The following is a 15617-nucleotide window of genomic DNA, read 5'->3' as shown; positions in this document are numbered from 1 at the left end:
TTTGCCAGATCGACGCCAATGATGGTAACTTCTTTCACGGATGCCTCCTTCGATTTGCTTGGTTTCAGCGCCCAAAGCTTGGCACATTGCGATGCCGTAGGGGAGGGAGGCATCCACTCCATCACCGCGCCGGAAGCCAGCCGACGGAAGCCACCCGCCGTGAAGCCATTGAATCTGCGTGTATTTTTCGTTTGACAAAGCTGCCCCCCTTGACCTACTCCTTGATCATCGGAGATTTGCGCCCGCAGGAACCCCCTCGCGGGCGCGTCTCATTTCCCGACATCGCGGATCCCGATCCTGCCGCTGGCATCGCCCAGCGTGCATCGGCGTGCCCGCCCTTCCACACATGAAAGCCACCCCATGGACCTGGTCTTTGCGCCGAGCCAGATTGAATCCTGGCCGATTGACCGGCTGCGCCCCTATGCGCGCAATGCCAAAATCCACGGCACGGAGCAGGTCGCGAAGATTGCCGCCAGCATGGCCAAGTTCGGTTGGACCGTGCCCTGCCTGGTGGCAGACGATGGCGAACTGATCGCGGGGCATGGCCGGGTGTTGGCCGCGACCATGTTGGGGCTGACCGACGTGCCGGTGATCCGGCTCGGCCATCTCGACGAAGCCGAGCGCCGCGCCTATCGCATCGCCGACAATAAGCTCACGGAGATGGGCGAGTGGGACGAGGCGATGCTGCGCGATGAGATCGCGGGGCTGCTGGCCGAGGATTTCGACTTGTCGCTGCTCGGCATCACCGACGAGGATCTGGATGCGCTGCTGCGCGATCCGGATCAGGTCGAAGGTGGTGCTGTCGAGGGCGAGGATGACATTCCCGAACCGCCGATCACGCCAGTGTCGGTTGCGGGCGATCTCTGGCAGCTGGGCGCGCACCGGCTGATATGCGGCGACAGCACATCCGCTGATGTGATTGGTCGACTTCTGGGGGATGTTCGCCCCCTGCTGATGGTGACGGACCCGCCCTACGGCGTGGACTATGACCCAAGCTGGCGCAACCAAGCGGGCGCGGCCAAAACCAAACGAACCGGCAAGGTGCTGAACGACGACCGAGCGGATTGGCGTGAAGCATGGGCCCTGTTCCCCGGCGACGTAGCCTATGTCTGGCATGGCGCCCTGCATGCCACCACCGTCGCCGAGAGCCTTGTGGTGGCAGGTTTTGCCATTCGCTCGCAGATTATCTGGGCCAAGGACCGGCTGGTCCTCAGCCGCGGCGATTACCACTGGCAGCATGAACCCTGCTGGTATGTGGTGCGCGTTAAGGGCAAGGGGCACTGGGCGGGAGACCGCAAGCAGACGACGCTCTGGCAGATCGCCAACCGCGATCAAGATGCCGAAACCGTCCATGGCACGCAGAAGCCCGTCGAATGCATGCGCCGCCCGATCCTGAACAATTCCAGTCCAGGACAGGCAGTGTTTGAGCCGTTCATGGGATCGGGCACCACGCTGATCGCGGCGGAAACCACAGGCCGTGTCTGCCTCGGCGTAGAGTTGAACCCCGCCTATGTCGATGTGGCTATTGAGCGCTGGCAGTCCTTCACCGGCCAGGAGGCGATGCTGGCGGAAACCGGCGAGACCTTCACCGCCCTGAAGGCCAAACGGCTGGCAGCATGACCATGCATCTGCGTCCAAGCCAGATCGCGTTCTGGCCGCTGGATCGGCTCAAGCCCTATGCGCGCAATGCCAAGACGCACGACGCCGATCAGGTCGCCAAGATCGCCGCCAGCATGGCCGAGTTCGGCTGGACTGTTCCCTGCCTGGTCGCCGCCGATGGCGAGCTGATCGCGGGCCATGGGCGCATCCTGGCCGCGGCACAGCTGGGGCTGGCCGAAGCGCCGGTCATCGTGCTGGACCATCTGACCGAAGCACAGCGCCGGGCCTACCGCATCGCCGACAATAAACTGACGGAACTGGGCGGGTGGGACGACGCACTGCTGCTCGAGGAGTTGCGCGGGCTGTTGGCCGAGGATTTCGACCTCGAGCTGATCGGGATCCCCGAGGATGAGCTGGACGCGCTGCTGTACGCGGGCGACGACGACCGCCCCGCGATTTCCGACGACGCAGCGGACGCCATCCCCGAGCCGCCCGCCGAACCCATCACCAAGCCGGGCGACATCTGGGCGCTGGGCAAGCACCGGCTATGCTGCGGCGACGCCACCGACCCGGCCGCCGTCGCCAGGCTGATGCAGGGCGAACAGGCCACGCTGATGTTCACCTCGCCACCCTATGCCCAGCAGCGCGACTATGGCGCGGCCAAGGAAAAGGTCGGCGATTGGGATGCCCTGATGCAGGGCGTGTTCACCGCGACCCCGGTCACCGCCGACGCGCAGGTTCTGGTCAACCTCGGCCTCGTGCACCGGAGCGGCGAATGGCAGCCCTATTGGGAAGGATGGGTCGAATGGATGCGCGGCTCTGGCTGGCGACGCTTTGGCTGGTATGTCTGGGATCAGGGACCGGGCCTGCCGGGCGACTGGCAGGGACGCCTGGCCCCGTCGCACGAGTTCATTTTCCACTTCAACCGCGCACCCCGCAAACCGCACAAGACCGTGCGGTCCAAGCACGCGGGCGAAACGCTCGGCGGCGGTGGGCTGCGCGGGGCCGACGGCACCGTCCACGCCAAGCGAGGGGCCGGCAACGCGATACAGAGCCACCGCATCCCGGACTCCGTGTTCCGCATCATGCGCCACAAGGGCGGGCTGGGCACGGCCGGATCGCACCCGGCGGTGTTCCCGGTGGCGCTGGTCGAGGCGGTGCTGACTGCCTTCTCAGATCCGGGCGATCTGATCTACGAGCCGTTCTGCGGCTCCGGCACCCAGTTGATGGCCGCAGAACGCGCTGGGCGGCGCTGCTTCGCGATGGAGCTGGATCCGGTGTACTGCGACGTCGCCCTGCGGCGATGGGAACTGGCGACGGGGTGGAAGGCCACCAACGCATGAGCCTTGAGGTGATACCAAAATTTCGGCACAATCCTTGTATAATGATCTCGTGGAAAACATTAAATGGTGATGGACATGGCGGAGCCAGTGGCGTTGCTTGTGGATGGGGACAATATCAGCGGTAAACATGCTGCATCCATTCTGGGTATTGCCGCAAAGCACGGCGACCCTTCTGTTGTGCGCGCGTATCTGGATGCAAAACTTGCATCAGACTGGCATGCTTCAATCGGCTATCGTCTCGTTCATGCGGGTTCAGGAAAGAACGCGGCGGACATTCTTCTGGCCCTCGATGCGATGGAACTGATCCTCTCACGAGGAATGAAATGCTTCATCATTGCCACATCCGATGGCGATTTCACGCATCTTGCTCACAGATTGCGCGAACACGGCGCAAAAGTCATCGGTATCGGCGAGGTAAAGGCGCCGCAGTCTTTCAGGGCAACCTGTTCGAGTTTTGTCGAGATACAAGCGCCGCAAGCCCTTAAACTCGTTCCCCGGACACCGGCGGGTGTCACTGAAATGGATCAGAAGATTCGGGCGATCATCGCAGCACACAGCAAGAAAGGTGCCGGGATGCGTATTACTGACCTAGCTCCCAAAATGCATGTTCAACATGGCGTCCGGATCAGCACCTTTCCCGAGAAGACATGGCGCAGTTATCTTCAGGCAAGACCTGGGCTGTTTGACCTCGACCCCCGTGGCCCTGAGGCTAAGGTTCGGTTCCGGCCAGAGGGCTTTGCCCAAGTCGCCTGACATTCTGGCAGCGCGACGCCATCTGGTCACAATCGCGATGAACGCTCGGACGCGCCAAGTATCGACGGACGGCACTTTTTCGCAATCACAGCGTCACACAATCCGATACACTAACCCCCGGCCCACTTCCTTCGCCGAGTTGATCGGCAGGCCCAGCTTCTTCTTCAGCACGCCGGAAATCACACCTCTGGCGGAATGAGCCTGCCACGAAGTCGCCGCAACAATCTCGGCGATGGTTGCGCCTTCGGGGCGCTGGAGCATGGCGATGATCTGTGCCTGCTTTGTCCCAGCGCGCTGGATCGGCGGCTTCCGTGCCGGGACCTTGGCTGCATGTTGGCGGATCGCAACCACGGTTTTCACCACCACCGGCTCGATCCCGATGGCCTCCAGCCCGGCTTCGGTGGCGATCAGCGTGGTGCCGTGGCCATCGCCGGTCTCGCGCCAGAGCGGCTCGCCGCGGCGGCTGTCGGCATCGACCTCTTCGATCCAGCCATTGGTGATCATGCGCGTGACGGCCATCTTGGCGGCCGCGCCATGCAGCCCCTCGGGCAGCGGCATGGCCAGATTGCCGGGGCGGGTCGCCGCGCGGCTGAGGATGATGGTCTGCGTGTCGGTGAGTTTGGGCATGGGATGTCTCCGGTATGGTCGAGCAGCGCGAAATGCGCATTCTCCTACCGGGTGAAGCCCGCCATGGTGGCGGGCCGGGCGAGGCACAAAGCCGGGGGTCACTCGGTGAATTCACCCTCGCCAAAGGCGCTGTCGGTGATGCGCTTAAGGAGGCTGGCGTAGTGCTCGAGGGTGCCGACATGCCCCCAGCTGATCTCGTCGGGGTGGGAGTTGAAATGGTCGTCACTGAGACTTGCCAAGCGGGCGAGCATGGTGTTGATCTCCGCTTTCTTTGCAATAAATGCGCTGAGGGCCGCCTGTTGGTTGCGTGCGGCCTTCTCGGCGCGCAACTGGTGGCGGGGTGTGGTGATCGGGTTGAGGCGGGTCATGGCGTGGTTCCTTGGAGTGAGTTGCATCGTTTTTCTGTGACAACCATCGCTCGGGTCGGGCGATTGTCGTAGGAAAATCAGAGCAATTTCATGGCTTTATAATCATTCGATCCGATGCGGATCGATCAGCGCCGCCTGCTCCGCCTCGTGGCGCTGGGCGGCGTCGGGCGGATCGCGGCGAGCGTTGACCATCGCGACGAACAGCGCGCGCGCGACAGCGGCGACCTCATCGGCCCCGGCGCTGGTCAGGTTGGCATCGTGGATGGCAATGGCCTCGCCGAGGTCGGTCAGGGCATAAAGCGTGGCGAACTCCGCCTCGGTAGGATCGCAGGTTTCGGTGTCGCGGTCGTCGGGGCTGATGGCGACGCTGCGGCAGAACCGCAGGTCGAACCCGATGGCGCATTCGCGGCGGATGACGTCCGTCAGGGCCTCGCCCTCGGGCAGGCAGTTGGGGATCAGGGTCATGGGGCCGCTCCTTCGGGGGCGTGGGTTTCAGGATCGAGTTCGACCCATGTGCCGTCCTGCCAGACGTAAAGGTGGCAGAACTGACAGGTCGGGCGCGGCAGGATCACCGGGTCGCGGGGCCTCTCGAAGGCTTCGATCCCGTCGGCGCGGACCTGCCGAATTTCGAGGGCAGCGAGGATGTCCTCGGGCGTCCAAGGTGCAAGCGCGGGCAGCATGTGGGAGGGGTAGCCGTCGTAGTGAACATATGTGTGGGCCCATTCGTCGGACCCGAACTGGATGGCAATCTGTGCGCGCGTGCTCATGTGGGTCTCCTTGTTCGGGGCGGTTCAGATCAATCCGTGCTGTTGCAGGACCGGCACGACATCGGCCAGTTCAACGGTCAGGCAGTCGATCCCGATCCGGCCTGCCATCTCGAATACCTCGGCGTTCAGGCTCCGGTCATTCAGGTGTCCCTGCAGCGCGGCGGTGGTCATGGCCTGAACAAAGCGGGCGCGGTCGATGAAAATGCGGGTCGTGTCGGAAGGGATGGCGATGGTCATGGTCGTGCCCTCCCTCAGCGCTTCGCGGCCGCGAGGCCCGCGGCATAAGCCTCTTCCAGCGCGGCGCGGATCGCCCAGACGGCGACATCGTGGAAGTCGAGCCGATCGCTGTTCTGGGTCTCGAGCGTCTCGATGCTGTGGAAATGCCGGGTTGCGATCTCCAGCAGCAGGGCGTCGCTGGGGGTTTTGGCGGGGGCGGTCTTGGTGGTCATGGCGTCGTCTCCGGGGCTGAGTTGCATCGTTTCCTTGGACTCAGAATCGCTCGACGCGCGAGTGTAATCAACTGAATAAGACGATTATTTCCGTTTAATTCCAATATCTTGAGGCTCACCCAATCGCCATGGAAGGTATGTCCGAGCGGGAATATTCCGCCCATTCCGGCCTGTCGCGCGGGGCGATCCAGAAAGCGCGCAAGGCCGGGCGGCTGGTGATTTACAGCGACGGGTCGATCAACGCCGCCGCCTCCGATGTGCGCCGGGCCGAGATGACCGACCCGGATCAGCAGCGGCGATCCGTCGGCGGCGACAGCGGATTTTCAGGGCCAGCGGACAGCTCCTCCTATCTCAAGGCCCGCACCGCACTGACGGTCTATCAGGCGCAGGAACGCCAGCTGGCGATCCAAAAGCGGAAGGGAACGCTGGTCGACCGGGCGCGCGCCGAAACGCTGGTGTTTCGCCTTGCCCGCCAGGAGCGGGATACTTGGGTGACCTGGCCCAGCAGGGTGGCGGCGCTGATGGCGGCCGAGGTGGCAGCAGAGGTGGAACAGCAATCCGGCACGCCGGTGATCATCGAGGCCGCGATCCTGCAGAGGGTGCTGGAAACCCATGTCAGACAGCACCTCGACGCCCTCGCCGATCTCAGGGTCTCGCTTGGATGATGACAATGATGATCTGACCGGCGATGACCTGACCGCCGACCTCGACCTCGGGTTTGACGGGGCCGAGGACATCCTGCGCGTCTGGCGCAACGGGATGCGGCCTGATCCGGACCTGACGGTGTCGGAATGGGCGGATCAGCACCGCTGGCTGTCGTCGCGCGGTGCGGCGGAACCGGGGCGCTATCGCACCGCCCGCGCGCCTTACCTGCGCGAGATCATGGATGTGCTGTCGCCGCGCCACCCGGCGCAGCGCATCAGCTTCATGAAAGCCGCACAGGTCGGCGCGACCGAGGCGGGCAACAACTGGATCGGCTTTGTGATCCATCACGCGCCGGGGCCGATGCTGGCGGTCTTGCCATCCCTGGAACTGGCGAAGCGCACGTCGCGAGGTCGTCTCGATCCGCTGATCGCGGATAGCCCGGCGCTGCGCGAACGGGTGAACCCGGCCCGGTCACGCGACGCGGGCAATTCGATGCTGTCAAAGGAATTCCCCGGCGGCATTCTGGTGCTGACAGGGGCCAATAGCGCCACTGGTCTGCGGTCGATGCCCGCGCGCTACATCTTCCTCGACGAGGTTGATGCCTATCCACCCTCGGCTGACGAGGAAGGCGATCCGGTCACGCTGGCGGAGGCGCGGACCACCACCTTCTCGCACCGGCGCAAGGTGTTCATGGTCTCGACGCCCACCATCCGTGGGCTGAGCCGGATCGAGCGGGAGTTCGAGGCCAGCGACCAGCGTCGGTACTTCGTGCCCTGCCCGCATTGCGGCCATATGCAATGGCTGCAATTCGAACGCCTGCGCTGGGACAAGGGACGGCCCGACACGGCGGCCTATCACTGCGAGGCTTGCGAGAAAGCCATCGCTGAGCATCACAAGACGCAGATGCTGGAAAAGGGCGAATGGCGGGCGACGGCGGTGTCGGCCGACCCGCACTCGATCGGCTTCCATATCTCGGCGCTCTATTCGCCCTTGGGCTGGAAAAGCTGGCAGCAGGTCGCGCGGGAATGGCTGGCCGCGCAAGGCTCGGAGGAGATGCTGCGTGTGGCGCGCAACACGCTATTGGGCGAGACGTGGGTGGAGTCGGGCGACGCACCGGAATGGCAACGGCTGGCGGAACGGCGCGAAAGCTACGCGGGCGTGCAGGTTCCGATGGGCGGGTTGTTCCTGACCGCTGGCGTCGATGTGCAGAAGGACCGCATCGAGGTCGATGTCTGGGCTTGGGGGCGCGGTTTGGAGTCCTGGCTGGTCGATCACATCGTCATTGCCGGTGGTCCGGACGATCCGACCTGTTGGGACAAGCTGACCACCCTCTTGGGCCGCACATGGACCTGCGCAAATGGCGCGGTGATGCTGATCGGCAAGCTCGCCATCGACACCGGCTATGAGGCCGCCGCCGTTTACGCCTGGGCGCGCAAGCAGGGTTTTGAGCAGGTGGCCCCGATCAAGGGCCTCGAAGGCTTCAACCGCGCCACGCCGGTGTCGGGGCCAACCTTTGTCGATGCGACCATCGGCGGCAAACGTCTGCGCCGGGGCGCGCGGCTGTGGTCGGTGGCCACGGCGACGTTCAAGACCGAGACCTATCGCTTTCTGCGGCTGGAGCGCCCCTCTGATGAAGACAGAGCGCTGGGCGCGCTGGACGCCCCCGGCACGGTGCACCTGCCCGACTGGATCGACACCGAATGGCTGAAGCAGCTGGTGGCGGAACAGCTGGTCACCGTGCGCAACAAGCGCGGCTATGCTCACCCCGAATGGCAGAAGATGCGCGAACGCAACGAGGCGCTCGACACCCGCGTCTATGCAAGGGCTGCGGCGTGGATCATGGGCGCGGATCGCTGGGACGAGGCGACCTGGCGGCGGCTGGAAGCGCAGGCCGGGGTGGAAACCCGCCCGCCCGTCGCCCCGACTGCCGCCGAAGGTGCGGCCTCGGAACCGACCACGCCCGCCCCGCCCAAGGCGGGTACACCGACCACCCCGCGCCGCAAGCGCCGGGCTTACACACCGAACTTCATGAGGGACTGAGATGGATCTGGAACGGATGCGTGCCCTGCTGGCAGCACTTCAGGAGGCGCGTTATGCGGGCGTCCGCTCGGTCAGCTATGACAGCAAATCGATCAACTACGGCTCGGACGCGGAACTGGCGAATGCCATCAGCGACCTCGAAACCCGGATCGCCACCGCCACCACCGGCGCCCCGCGTCGTCGGCGCTGGGGCACCGTGGCCTCGAAGGGGCTGTGATGGCGTTCGAGGCTTTCCGCCAGCGGCTGGGATCGATCATCGGCGGGTTTGACGCCGCGCAATCCCATCGTCGCCTGCGCGGGTTCCGGGCCAGCCGCGCCCATGTGAACACGCTGATCGCGGCCTCGGGCGACACGATCACCGCCCGCGCCCGCTGGCTGGTCCGGAACAATGGCTATGCGGCGAACGCGGTGGAGAGCTTCGCCAGCAATGTCGTCGGCGATGGGATCAAACCGTCCAGTTCCATCGCGGATGCGGCCAGGAAGGAAGAACTGCAGGCGCTCTGGCTGGCCTGGACCGATGATGCCGACGCGGAAGGGTTGACGGATTTCTACGGGCTGCAGCGCCGGGCGGCGCGCGAGGTGTTCCTGTCGGGGGAGGTCTTCATTCGCGTCCGGCCGCGCCGGGCCGAGGATGGTCTGACCGTGCCGCTGCAATTGCAGATGCTGCCCGCAGAGATGCTGCCCCTCGACATGAACCGCACCCTGCCCGGCGCGGGGTTGATCCGTCAGGGCATCGAGTTCGATGGTATCGGCCGCCGCGTGGCCTATCACTTCCTGCGCCGCCATCCCGGTGATCTGACCGACCCCGGCCTTGCGGGCGAAACCGTCCGCGTGTCTGCTACGGATGTGATCCATGTGCTGGACCCGGTCGAGGCCGGGCAGTTGCGCGGCGTCTCACGGTTTGCCGCTGCCATCGTCAAGCTGTTCACGCTGGACCTCTATGACGACGCCGAGCTGGAGCGAAAGAAGATCGCCGCGATGTTCGCGATGTTCATCACCTCGCCTGCTCCGGAAACCCCGCTGGAGCCGACCGAGGAGGATCTCGAGGTCGAGCCCGGTCAGGTGGTGCGCCTTGACCCCGGCGAAGATGTGTCCACCCCCTCCACCCCGGACTCGGGCAGCACCTATGAGCCGTTCCAGTACCGCACCCTGCTGCAGATCGGTGCCGCGCTGGGCGTGCCCTATGGCTATCTGACCGGCGACACCGCCAAGGGCAACTTCTCGAACACGCGGATCAGCCTCATCGAATTCCGTCGCCGCATCTCGGCCTGGCAGCATGGCGTGCTGGTCTATCAGCTCTGCCGCGCCGTCTGGGTGCGCTGGATGGACGTGGCCGTGTTGTCGGGCGCGCTCGACCTGCCCGGCTATGACAGCCAGCGGCGGCAATATCAGGCCTGCGCCTGGTTACCGACCAAATGGGACTGGATCGACCCAATGAAGGACGCCTCGGCCGAGATCCTGCAGATCGAGGCGGGCCTGAAATCCCGCACGCAGGCGCTGGCGGAGCGTGGCTATGACGCCGAACAGGTCGACCGCGAAATCGCTGCAGAGCGCAAACGCGAGTTGGCGCTGGGCCTCGACTTCCGCCGCCCCGGATCCCCGGCGCAGGGGCCCGGCGAAGGTGGGGCGAAAAATGCAGATCAGGACAGCGCGAAAGACGACGAGGCTGACGACACCGGCGACGAGAAACCTGACGCATCGGAGGGCGCATGATGCACCACTCCCAGATCGCACAGCGCGCCTTCAACACGCCCTTGATGGTCGATCCGGCCAAGGCGCTGGCCTTCCTGTCCGGGCTGGGTCCGCGCATCACCGGGCAGGAGATCACGTTTGCGGGGGTCGATCTGCCGTCCAACGAGGTTGATCACGCGGCTATGCCCGCCCGCGCCTCGCTGTTTGGCAATGACCTTGCACAGCGCCACCAGCGCAACGGCACCCAGCCCTTCGCCATGATTGACGGCATCGCGGTCATCGAAATCGCGGGCACACTTGTGCACCGGGGCGCGTGGATCGGGCAATCTTCTGGTCTGACCTCCTATGAGGGCATTGCCGCCCAGCTGCAGGCGGCGCTGGCCGATCCCGGCGTGCGTGGCATTGCGCTCGACATCGACAGCTTTGGCGGCGAGGTCGCGGGGGCCTTCGATCTGGCGGACCGCATCCGCGCCGCCCGGGCGCAAAAGCCCATCCACGCTTTTGTCGCCGAACATGCGCTGTCGGCTGGCTATGTCCTGGCGTCCCAGGCCGACCGGATCATCCTGCCGCGCACCGGGGCTGTCGGCAGCATTGGTGTCGTGGCTCTGCACACGGATATGAGCGGGGCCCTCGATCAGAAGGGCATCGCCGTCACGCTGATCCATGCTGGGGCGCACAAGGTTGATGCCAACCCATACCAGCCTCTTCCGCAAGCGGTGCACGACCAGATGCAGCGCGAGTTGGAGGTCGTGCGCTTCCTCTTTGCGGAAACCGTCGCCGCCGGTCGCGGGGATCGGCTGACGCATGCAGCCGCGCTGGCCACTGAAGCAGCCGTGTTCCGCGGGGCCGATGCCATTGCCGCCGGTCTGGCCGATGAGCTGGCCGATCCCGTCACCGCCTTCCGCGCCTTCACCGCCGCCCCGCACGGCACCACTTCCCCCAGCAGAAAGGGTCTACAGATGACCACCACGCCCACTGACGCGCCCACCGACACGCCGAACCCGGCTCCTATTTCCGCCGCTCCCGCCGCGACAGCAACCGTCGCTGCCGGTCCAGAGGTTCCGGCAGCGGTGGGTGATGCAGCGCCCACCACAATGACCGTCGACGCCATTCGCGCCGAGGCCGCCGAAGTGGCGCAGGTCTGCGCGCAGGCCGCCCGGCTGGGCGTGACCATCGACGCGGCCGATGCTGTCACCAAGGGTCTCAAACCCGAAGCCCTGCGCGCTCGGGTGCTGGCCGACCTTGCCGCCCGCAGCGATGCGGCGGGGATCATCGCCACCGCCCCGGCTGCGACCGCCGCAAAAGACAGCCCGATCATCGCGGCGGCCAAGAAGGCTGCGACCGACGCCAAGCGCTGAACCAGCGCCCCTATCCCTCCCCCAAACCATGGAGACTGACCAATGCCCGTCCTGACGGAACAGCCCAGCATGGGCGATGTCCTCAAATATGAGGTCAACCCGAACTACACCCGCGAGGTGATCACCCTGCTGCAAGGCATGCCCTACCCGGTCGGCTCGGTGCTGGGGAAGATCACGGCCAGCGGCAAGTACACCCTGTCACCCGCAACCGGGACGGATGGGGCAGAGATCGCCACCGCCGTGCTGCTCTTTGCGGTGGACGCCACGCTGGCCGATGCGACAGGCATTGTCCTGGCCCGTGGCCCTTCGGTCGTTTCCCGCGCGGGCCTCGCCTATGACGGCACGGTCGATGACGGCACCAAGATCACTGCCAAACTCGGCCAGCTGGCCGCCGTCGGCATCATCGCCCGCGACGGCGTCTGACGCAGCACCGCGACAGCGCGTTCTCAGCTTTCCCCTTCATTCCCGGAGCACCCCATGACCCTTGTCCGCAACCCCTTTGATGCTGGCGGCTATTCGCTGGCCGAGATGACGCAGGCCATCAACATCCTGCCCAACCTCTACACCCGCCTCGGCCAGATCGGCCTCTTCCGCTTCGAGGGCGTCACCCAGCGGTCGGTGATCATCGAACAATACGAGGGCGTGCTGAACCTGCTGCCCTCCGTTCCTCTCGGTGGCCCCGCCACCGTCGGCACGCGCGAGGGGCGCTCGATGCGGTCCTTCGCGCTGCCATGGATCCCGCATGATGATGTGATCCTGCCCGGCGACATTCAGGGCCAGCCCGCACTGGGCGTCTTCGACGGTGCCGACCCACTGGTCGAGGTGATGAACCGCAAGCTGCAGCTGATGCGCCGCAAGCATGCCCAGACCCGCGAATACATGGAGATGAACGCGCTGCGCGGCATCGTCAAAGACGGCGCGGGCACGACGCTCTACAACTACTTCACCGAGTTTGGCCTGGCGCAGATCTCGGTGGATTTTCTTCTGGGGACGGCTGGCACCAACGTGCAGGGCAAGGTCCGCGAGGTCTTGCGCGCCATGGAGGACAACCTCTTGGGCGAAAGCATGACGGACGTCCACGCCCTCGTCAGCCGCGAGTTCTTCGACAAGCTGATCGCGCATCCCAAGACCGAGGAGGCGTACAAGTTCTACGCCGCCACCGGCGCGCAGCCCCTGCGCCAGGATGTGCGCCGCAATTTCCCCTTCGCGGGCATCGTGTTTGAGGAATACGCGGGCACGGTTACACTTTCGACCAAGGCGACCGAACGGCTGATCCCGGCCAGCGAGGGTATCGCCTTCCCGCTTGGCACCATGGACACGTTCACCACCTATGGCGGCCCCGCCAACCTGCTGGAGGCAGCGAACACCCTCGGCCTGCCGCTCTATGCCCGCCAGCATCTCGATGAGAAGGGCCGCTGGATCGACCTGATGACCGAGGCCTCGATCCTGCCGGTGAACAAGCGGCCGCGCATCGCGATCCGTATCCACAGCTCGAACTGACGCGCTATGACCGTCTTTGCTGCCGCCATGGACCGGATCTATGCCAACCCATCCATGGCGGCGGCGGCGCTGTGGATTTCCGCCACCACGTCAGAGGAACGCCCCATCCGCGTCATCCGCCGCGCCCCGGACCGCATCACCGATTTCGGTGCCGCGCGCTTTGTCAGCGACACCACAATGGTGGACGTCCGCGTATCCGACCTGCCCGATCCCCGCCCGGGCGACCTGATCGTGATCGGGACCGACAGCTTCACCATCCAGGGCGAGCCAATCCGCGACCGCGAACGCCTGATCTGGACACTGGACCTGCGGCCATCATGAAACTGAAGATCGCCTTCGATCCAGACCTTGTCGCTCTGATGCAGGCGGAAATTGCCGCCGGTGAAAAGGCAGTGTCCGCCGCCATGCGCGAAGCGGGCACCTCCCTGAAATCCGCATGGCGGGGCCAGATCACAGGCGCGGGGCTGGGCACGCGGCTCGGCAACTCGATCCGCCTCGCCAGCTTCCCCAAATCCGGCGACAGCCTGAACGCGGCGGCGCTGGTCTGGTCAAATGCCCCGGTGATCATCGGCGCGCATGACACGGGGCCGCTGATCAGGTCCATGAATGGGTTCTGGCTGGCGATCCCAACTCCGGCTGCAGGCAAGAGCAGCAAAGGCGGCCGCATCACCCCCTTTGAGTGGGAACGCCGCACCGGGTTGCGGCTGCGCTTTGTTTTCCGTCGCCGCGGGCCAAGCCTGCTGGTGGCCGAGGGGCGTCTGAATACCAAGGGTCGCGCGGTGGCGTCGCGATCAAAAACAGGTCGCGGGCTGACCACTGTGCCGATCTTCCTGCTGGTGCCGCAGGTCAGGTTGCGAAAGCGGCTGGATCTGGCGCGGGATGCGGAGCGCGCGGTGGACGGCGTGCCGGGGCTGATCGTGGCGAACTGGTTGAAGGGCAGAGTCGGTGCCAGCTAACACACGCAACCTTGCAAAGGCCGGAATGCATACGCATGGCGTCACTGGCTGAGTTGGTCCACTTAATCGATGCTGATGTACACTCGCGATCCCCTTATTTCGACAGTACCCCTGCCCACAATCGTGCAGAGATCGGAGTAAGAAACCATGAAACTTGGGTTGTCACATTCTTGTTCAATACGTTCGCGGACATCCCGCCCAGCATCAACTGTGACGCCAAACGGATCGCGATCAGCATTGTAAAATGTAAAGCTGTCATCAGAGCTATCGTACTTGATGCGTCCAGAGAACTGAACAGCCGTGCGATCCATTGAGGCAAGATATTCCTCCAAGCTGAACTCATCAGCGGAGGCCGGGCTAGCGAAGGCAATACATATTGCTGAAAGCAACACATTTCTTAGCATCATGATTATATCCCCAGTCCTTTATTTACTGATTGATAGAGGGCGCCCGAGGGGTCGACCGTTCGACGACTAAAACCTCGCGACGTCCTCCAAGACTCAAAATCAGGCCGATCAGTAGAAGAATTGCGCCTATGATCAACCCAACAAACGTTGCCACTCCGGTTACTGCCACTCCGGCGATCCCCGCTCCTACTGCCGCGAATGCCTCTGAGCCTTTTTCAGCGTTATTCACCACGTCCCCTGCTGCGCGGCCTGAAAGCAAAAAAGCTGAGATTGGAAGTGCAAAAACTGCGGAACCCAACATGAGGAAACCTCTGCCAAATGCTCTGCGGATTGTTGGAGCAAAAAAGCATATAGCCCCACACAGGAGCACCAGTGCCATCATGACAATAGGAGTAATAGTGTCTTCTGCGGTCGTGAAAGCGGCAAAAGCGGGCGAAAGGGCGACTGCAGAGCCAACCCCGAACAATACCCCAATCATGATGCGAAAAGCTGCTCGAAAAATGGCCATAAATGTTCTCCTCTTCGACTCCTACACTGCACAGCCCCCTGAAGCGCAGGCAAGCCAAAACCAAAAAAGTATTTGCAAACAGATCGAACTCGTCATGTCGTGGACGTCTTATCAAGAACCGATGGGACGGTCTAATGGCTTGTGCGTTGGCGCTATAGGGTCATTGAGCATAGGCAAATGACCCCCCGCGAAACCATCCTCACCGCACTGCACGCGCGGCTCTCGGCGCTGCCCGTCACAGTTTTGCGCGGCGACGTCCTGCCCGAACGTGTCCCGTCCGACGGCCTGCTGATCCTGCGCGACGGCGAGCCGGGGGACCCCGAGGTGACAATGTCGCCGCTCGCCTACCACTACCAGCACCGAGCCGAGGTCGAAGCTGTCGTACAGGCCCCCGACCGTGACGCCGCTTTCGACAGCCTGATCACGGCCATCGGCACGACACTGGAGGCCGACCGCACCCTCGGGGGCCTCTGCGACTAGGTTGAACCCGAAGCCCCGGCCTCGGTCGATCTGCCCATCGAAGGCGCGGCGGCGCTGAAGGCGGCAGTGATCACCGTCATTTTGCACTATTCCACCACCGGCCCCTTGGCCTGACCACCCCCACA

Annotated in this window: 21 protein-coding genes and 1 pseudogene; 14 read left to right on the top strand and 8 right to left on the bottom strand. The window is 64.3% G+C overall.

Going from position 1 to position 15617, the window contains the following annotated elements:
* The 4 genes from KAK09_RS16655 to KAK09_RS16640 form a co-directional block, all read left to right on the top strand.
* Positions 1-195 (top strand): hypothetical protein (locus KAK09_RS16655; RefSeq protein ID WP_210880065.1); only part of this gene is annotated, 195 nt, incomplete at its 5' end.
* Between the two features lie 165 nt (positions 196-360).
* Positions 361-1620, top strand: a complete 1260-nt coding sequence (locus KAK09_RS16650) for a site-specific DNA-methyltransferase (protein WP_210880064.1) — start codon at positions 361-363, stop codon at positions 1618-1620.
* A complete protein-coding gene (locus tag KAK09_RS16645; RefSeq protein ID WP_210880063.1) occupies positions 1617-2942 on the top strand; it encodes a site-specific DNA-methyltransferase in 1326 nt (441 codons plus the stop codon). Before KAK09_RS16650 ends, KAK09_RS16645 begins: the two co-directional genes overlap by 4 nt.
* A 63-nt stretch (positions 2943-3005) precedes the next feature.
* Positions 3006-3695 (top strand): NYN domain-containing protein, encoded by a 690-nt coding sequence (locus KAK09_RS16640; RefSeq protein WP_247651374.1) that lies wholly within the window; start codon positions 3006-3008, stop codon positions 3693-3695.
* A gap of 93 nt (positions 3696-3788) precedes the next feature.
* On the opposite strand, the gene KAK09_RS16635 is transcribed toward KAK09_RS16640, so the two are convergent.
* From KAK09_RS16635 to KAK09_RS16610, 6 genes are all read right to left on the bottom strand, one after another.
* Positions 3789-4322, bottom strand: a complete 534-nt coding sequence (locus tag KAK09_RS16635) for a DUF3489 domain-containing protein (protein ID WP_210880062.1) — start codon at positions 4320-4322, stop codon at positions 3789-3791.
* Positions 4323-4420: 98 nt separating this feature from the next.
* Entirely contained in the window at positions 4421-4690 is a 270-nt protein-coding gene (locus KAK09_RS16630; RefSeq protein WP_210880061.1) for a hypothetical protein, read from the bottom strand.
* Between the two features lie 102 nt (positions 4691-4792).
* Positions 4793-5155, bottom strand: a complete 363-nt coding sequence (locus KAK09_RS16625) for a hypothetical protein (protein ID WP_210880060.1) — start codon at positions 5153-5155, stop codon at positions 4793-4795.
* Positions 5152-5457: a hypothetical protein gene (locus KAK09_RS16620; protein ID WP_210880059.1), complete on the bottom strand. Its 306-nt coding sequence runs from the start codon at positions 5455-5457 to the stop codon at positions 5152-5154. Before KAK09_RS16620 ends, KAK09_RS16625 begins: the two co-directional genes overlap by 4 nt.
* Positions 5458-5481: 24 nt before the next feature.
* Positions 5482-5694 (bottom strand): hypothetical protein, encoded by a 213-nt coding sequence (locus KAK09_RS16615; RefSeq protein WP_210880058.1) that lies wholly within the window; start codon positions 5692-5694, stop codon positions 5482-5484.
* Positions 5695-5708: 14 nt separating this feature from the next.
* Entirely contained in the window at positions 5709-5906 is a 198-nt protein-coding gene (locus KAK09_RS16610; RefSeq protein WP_210880057.1) for a DUF6900 domain-containing protein, read from the bottom strand.
* 128 nt (positions 5907-6034) lie between these two features.
* On the opposite strand from KAK09_RS16610, the gene KAK09_RS16605 reads away from it, so the two are divergent.
* The 9 genes from KAK09_RS16605 to KAK09_RS16565 are packed head-to-tail and all read left to right on the top strand — an operon-like array spanning position 6035 to position 14097.
* A complete protein-coding gene (locus tag KAK09_RS16605) occupies positions 6035-6571 on the top strand; it encodes a hypothetical protein (protein ID WP_210880056.1) in 537 nt (178 codons plus the stop codon).
* The gene (locus KAK09_RS16600) at positions 6519-8591 is read left to right on the top strand and encodes a phage terminase large subunit family protein (protein ID WP_247651372.1); all 2073 of its coding nucleotides are present in this window, start codon (positions 6519-6521) and stop codon (positions 8589-8591) included. Before KAK09_RS16605 ends, KAK09_RS16600 begins: the two co-directional genes overlap by 53 nt.
* A 1-nt stretch (position 8592) precedes the next feature.
* Positions 8593-8808, top strand: a complete 216-nt coding sequence (locus KAK09_RS16595; RefSeq protein WP_210880054.1) for a phage head-tail joining protein — start codon at positions 8593-8595, stop codon at positions 8806-8808.
* Complete coding sequence (locus tag KAK09_RS16590; protein ID WP_210880053.1) at positions 8808-10304, top strand: phage portal protein; 1497 nt, start codon at positions 8808-8810, stop codon at positions 10302-10304. The genes KAK09_RS16595 and KAK09_RS16590 overlap by 1 nt, the downstream gene beginning before the upstream one ends.
* A complete protein-coding gene (locus KAK09_RS16585) occupies positions 10304-11641 on the top strand; it encodes a S49 family peptidase (RefSeq protein ID WP_210880069.1) in 1338 nt (445 codons plus the stop codon). The genes KAK09_RS16590 and KAK09_RS16585 overlap by 1 nt, the downstream gene beginning before the upstream one ends.
* A gap of 42 nt (positions 11642-11683) precedes the next feature.
* Positions 11684-12064, top strand: a complete 381-nt coding sequence (locus KAK09_RS16580) for a head decoration protein (RefSeq protein WP_210880052.1) — start codon at positions 11684-11686, stop codon at positions 12062-12064.
* A gap of 54 nt (positions 12065-12118) precedes the next feature.
* Positions 12119-13141: a major capsid protein gene (locus tag KAK09_RS16575; protein ID WP_210880051.1), complete on the top strand. Its 1023-nt coding sequence runs from the start codon at positions 12119-12121 to the stop codon at positions 13139-13141.
* A 6-nt stretch (positions 13142-13147) separates the two neighbouring features.
* On the top strand, positions 13148-13462 hold the full coding sequence (locus tag KAK09_RS16570; RefSeq protein ID WP_210880050.1) for a head-tail joining protein: 315 nt from the start codon (positions 13148-13150) through the stop codon (positions 13460-13462).
* Positions 13459-14097 (top strand): DUF6441 family protein, encoded by a 639-nt coding sequence (locus KAK09_RS16565; RefSeq protein ID WP_210880049.1) that lies wholly within the window; start codon positions 13459-13461, stop codon positions 14095-14097. Before KAK09_RS16570 ends, KAK09_RS16565 begins: the two co-directional genes overlap by 4 nt.
* A gap of 62 nt (positions 14098-14159) precedes the next feature.
* On the opposite strand, the gene KAK09_RS16560 is transcribed toward KAK09_RS16565, so the two are convergent.
* Both KAK09_RS16560 and KAK09_RS16555 read right to left on the bottom strand, forming a co-directional pair.
* Positions 14160-14504, bottom strand: coding sequence for a hypothetical protein (locus tag KAK09_RS16560; RefSeq protein WP_210880048.1), 345 nt, complete (start codon positions 14502-14504; stop codon positions 14160-14162).
* A 22-nt stretch (positions 14505-14526) separates the two neighbouring features.
* Positions 14527-15012 (bottom strand): hypothetical protein, encoded by a 486-nt coding sequence (locus KAK09_RS16555; RefSeq protein WP_210880047.1) that lies wholly within the window; start codon positions 15010-15012, stop codon positions 14527-14529.
* Positions 15013-15189: 177 nt separating this feature from the next.
* On the opposite strand from KAK09_RS16555, the pseudogene KAK09_RS16550 reads away from it, so the two are divergent.
* Positions 15190-15606 (top strand): annotated as a pseudogene (locus KAK09_RS16550) (acyl-CoA transferase).
* Positions 15607-15617: the final 11 nt, after the last annotated feature.

This window comes from Roseovarius autotrophicus, from assembly GCF_018069895.1.
In the GTDB taxonomy this organism is placed as follows: Bacteria; Pseudomonadota; Alphaproteobacteria; order Rhodobacterales; family Rhodobacteraceae; genus Roseovarius; species Roseovarius autotrophicus.
Note: the sequence above shows the minus strand (reverse complement) of the source record. Positions and strands in the feature narration are given on the sequence as shown.

Coding starts and splice junctions, on each gene's coding strand:
- KAK09_RS16650 (WP_210880064.1), top strand. CDS start 361: ATGGACCTGGTCTTTGCGCCGAGCCAGATTGAATCCTGGCCGATTGAC.
- KAK09_RS16645 (WP_210880063.1), top strand. CDS start 1,617: ATGACCATGCATCTGCGTCCAAGCCAGATCGCGTTCTGGCCGCTGGAT.
- KAK09_RS16640 (WP_247651374.1), top strand. CDS start 3,006: ATGGTGATGGACATGGCGGAGCCAGTGGCGTTGCTTGTGGATGGGGAC.
- KAK09_RS16635 (WP_210880062.1), bottom strand. CDS start 4,322: ATGCCCAAACTCACCGACACGCAGACCATCATCCTCAGCCGCGCGGCG.
- KAK09_RS16630 (WP_210880061.1), bottom strand. CDS start 4,690: ATGACCCGCCTCAACCCGATCACCACACCCCGCCACCAGTTGCGCGCC.
- KAK09_RS16625 (WP_210880060.1), bottom strand. CDS start 5,155: ATGACCCTGATCCCCAACTGCCTGCCCGAGGGCGAGGCCCTGACGGAC.
- KAK09_RS16620 (WP_210880059.1), bottom strand. CDS start 5,457: ATGAGCACGCGCGCACAGATTGCCATCCAGTTCGGGTCCGACGAATGG.
- KAK09_RS16615 (WP_210880058.1), bottom strand. CDS start 5,694: ATGACCATCGCCATCCCTTCCGACACGACCCGCATTTTCATCGACCGC.
- KAK09_RS16610 (WP_210880057.1), bottom strand. CDS start 5,906: ATGACCACCAAGACCGCCCCCGCCAAAACCCCCAGCGACGCCCTGCTG.
- KAK09_RS16605 (WP_210880056.1), top strand. CDS start 6,035: ATGGAAGGTATGTCCGAGCGGGAATATTCCGCCCATTCCGGCCTGTCG.
- KAK09_RS16600 (WP_247651372.1), top strand. CDS start 6,519: ATGTCAGACAGCACCTCGACGCCCTCGCCGATCTCAGGGTCTCGCTTG.
- KAK09_RS16595 (WP_210880054.1), top strand. CDS start 8,593: ATGGATCTGGAACGGATGCGTGCCCTGCTGGCAGCACTTCAGGAGGCG.
- KAK09_RS16590 (WP_210880053.1), top strand. CDS start 8,808: ATGGCGTTCGAGGCTTTCCGCCAGCGGCTGGGATCGATCATCGGCGGG.
- KAK09_RS16585 (WP_210880069.1), top strand. CDS start 10,304: ATGCACCACTCCCAGATCGCACAGCGCGCCTTCAACACGCCCTTGATG.
- KAK09_RS16580 (WP_210880052.1), top strand. CDS start 11,684: ATGCCCGTCCTGACGGAACAGCCCAGCATGGGCGATGTCCTCAAATAT.
- KAK09_RS16575 (WP_210880051.1), top strand. CDS start 12,119: ATGACCCTTGTCCGCAACCCCTTTGATGCTGGCGGCTATTCGCTGGCC.
- KAK09_RS16570 (WP_210880050.1), top strand. CDS start 13,148: ATGACCGTCTTTGCTGCCGCCATGGACCGGATCTATGCCAACCCATCC.
- KAK09_RS16565 (WP_210880049.1), top strand. CDS start 13,459: ATGAAACTGAAGATCGCCTTCGATCCAGACCTTGTCGCTCTGATGCAG.
- KAK09_RS16560 (WP_210880048.1), bottom strand. CDS start 14,504: ATGATGCTAAGAAATGTGTTGCTTTCAGCAATATGTATTGCCTTCGCT.
- KAK09_RS16555 (WP_210880047.1), bottom strand. CDS start 15,012: ATGGCCATTTTTCGAGCAGCTTTTCGCATCATGATTGGGGTATTGTTC.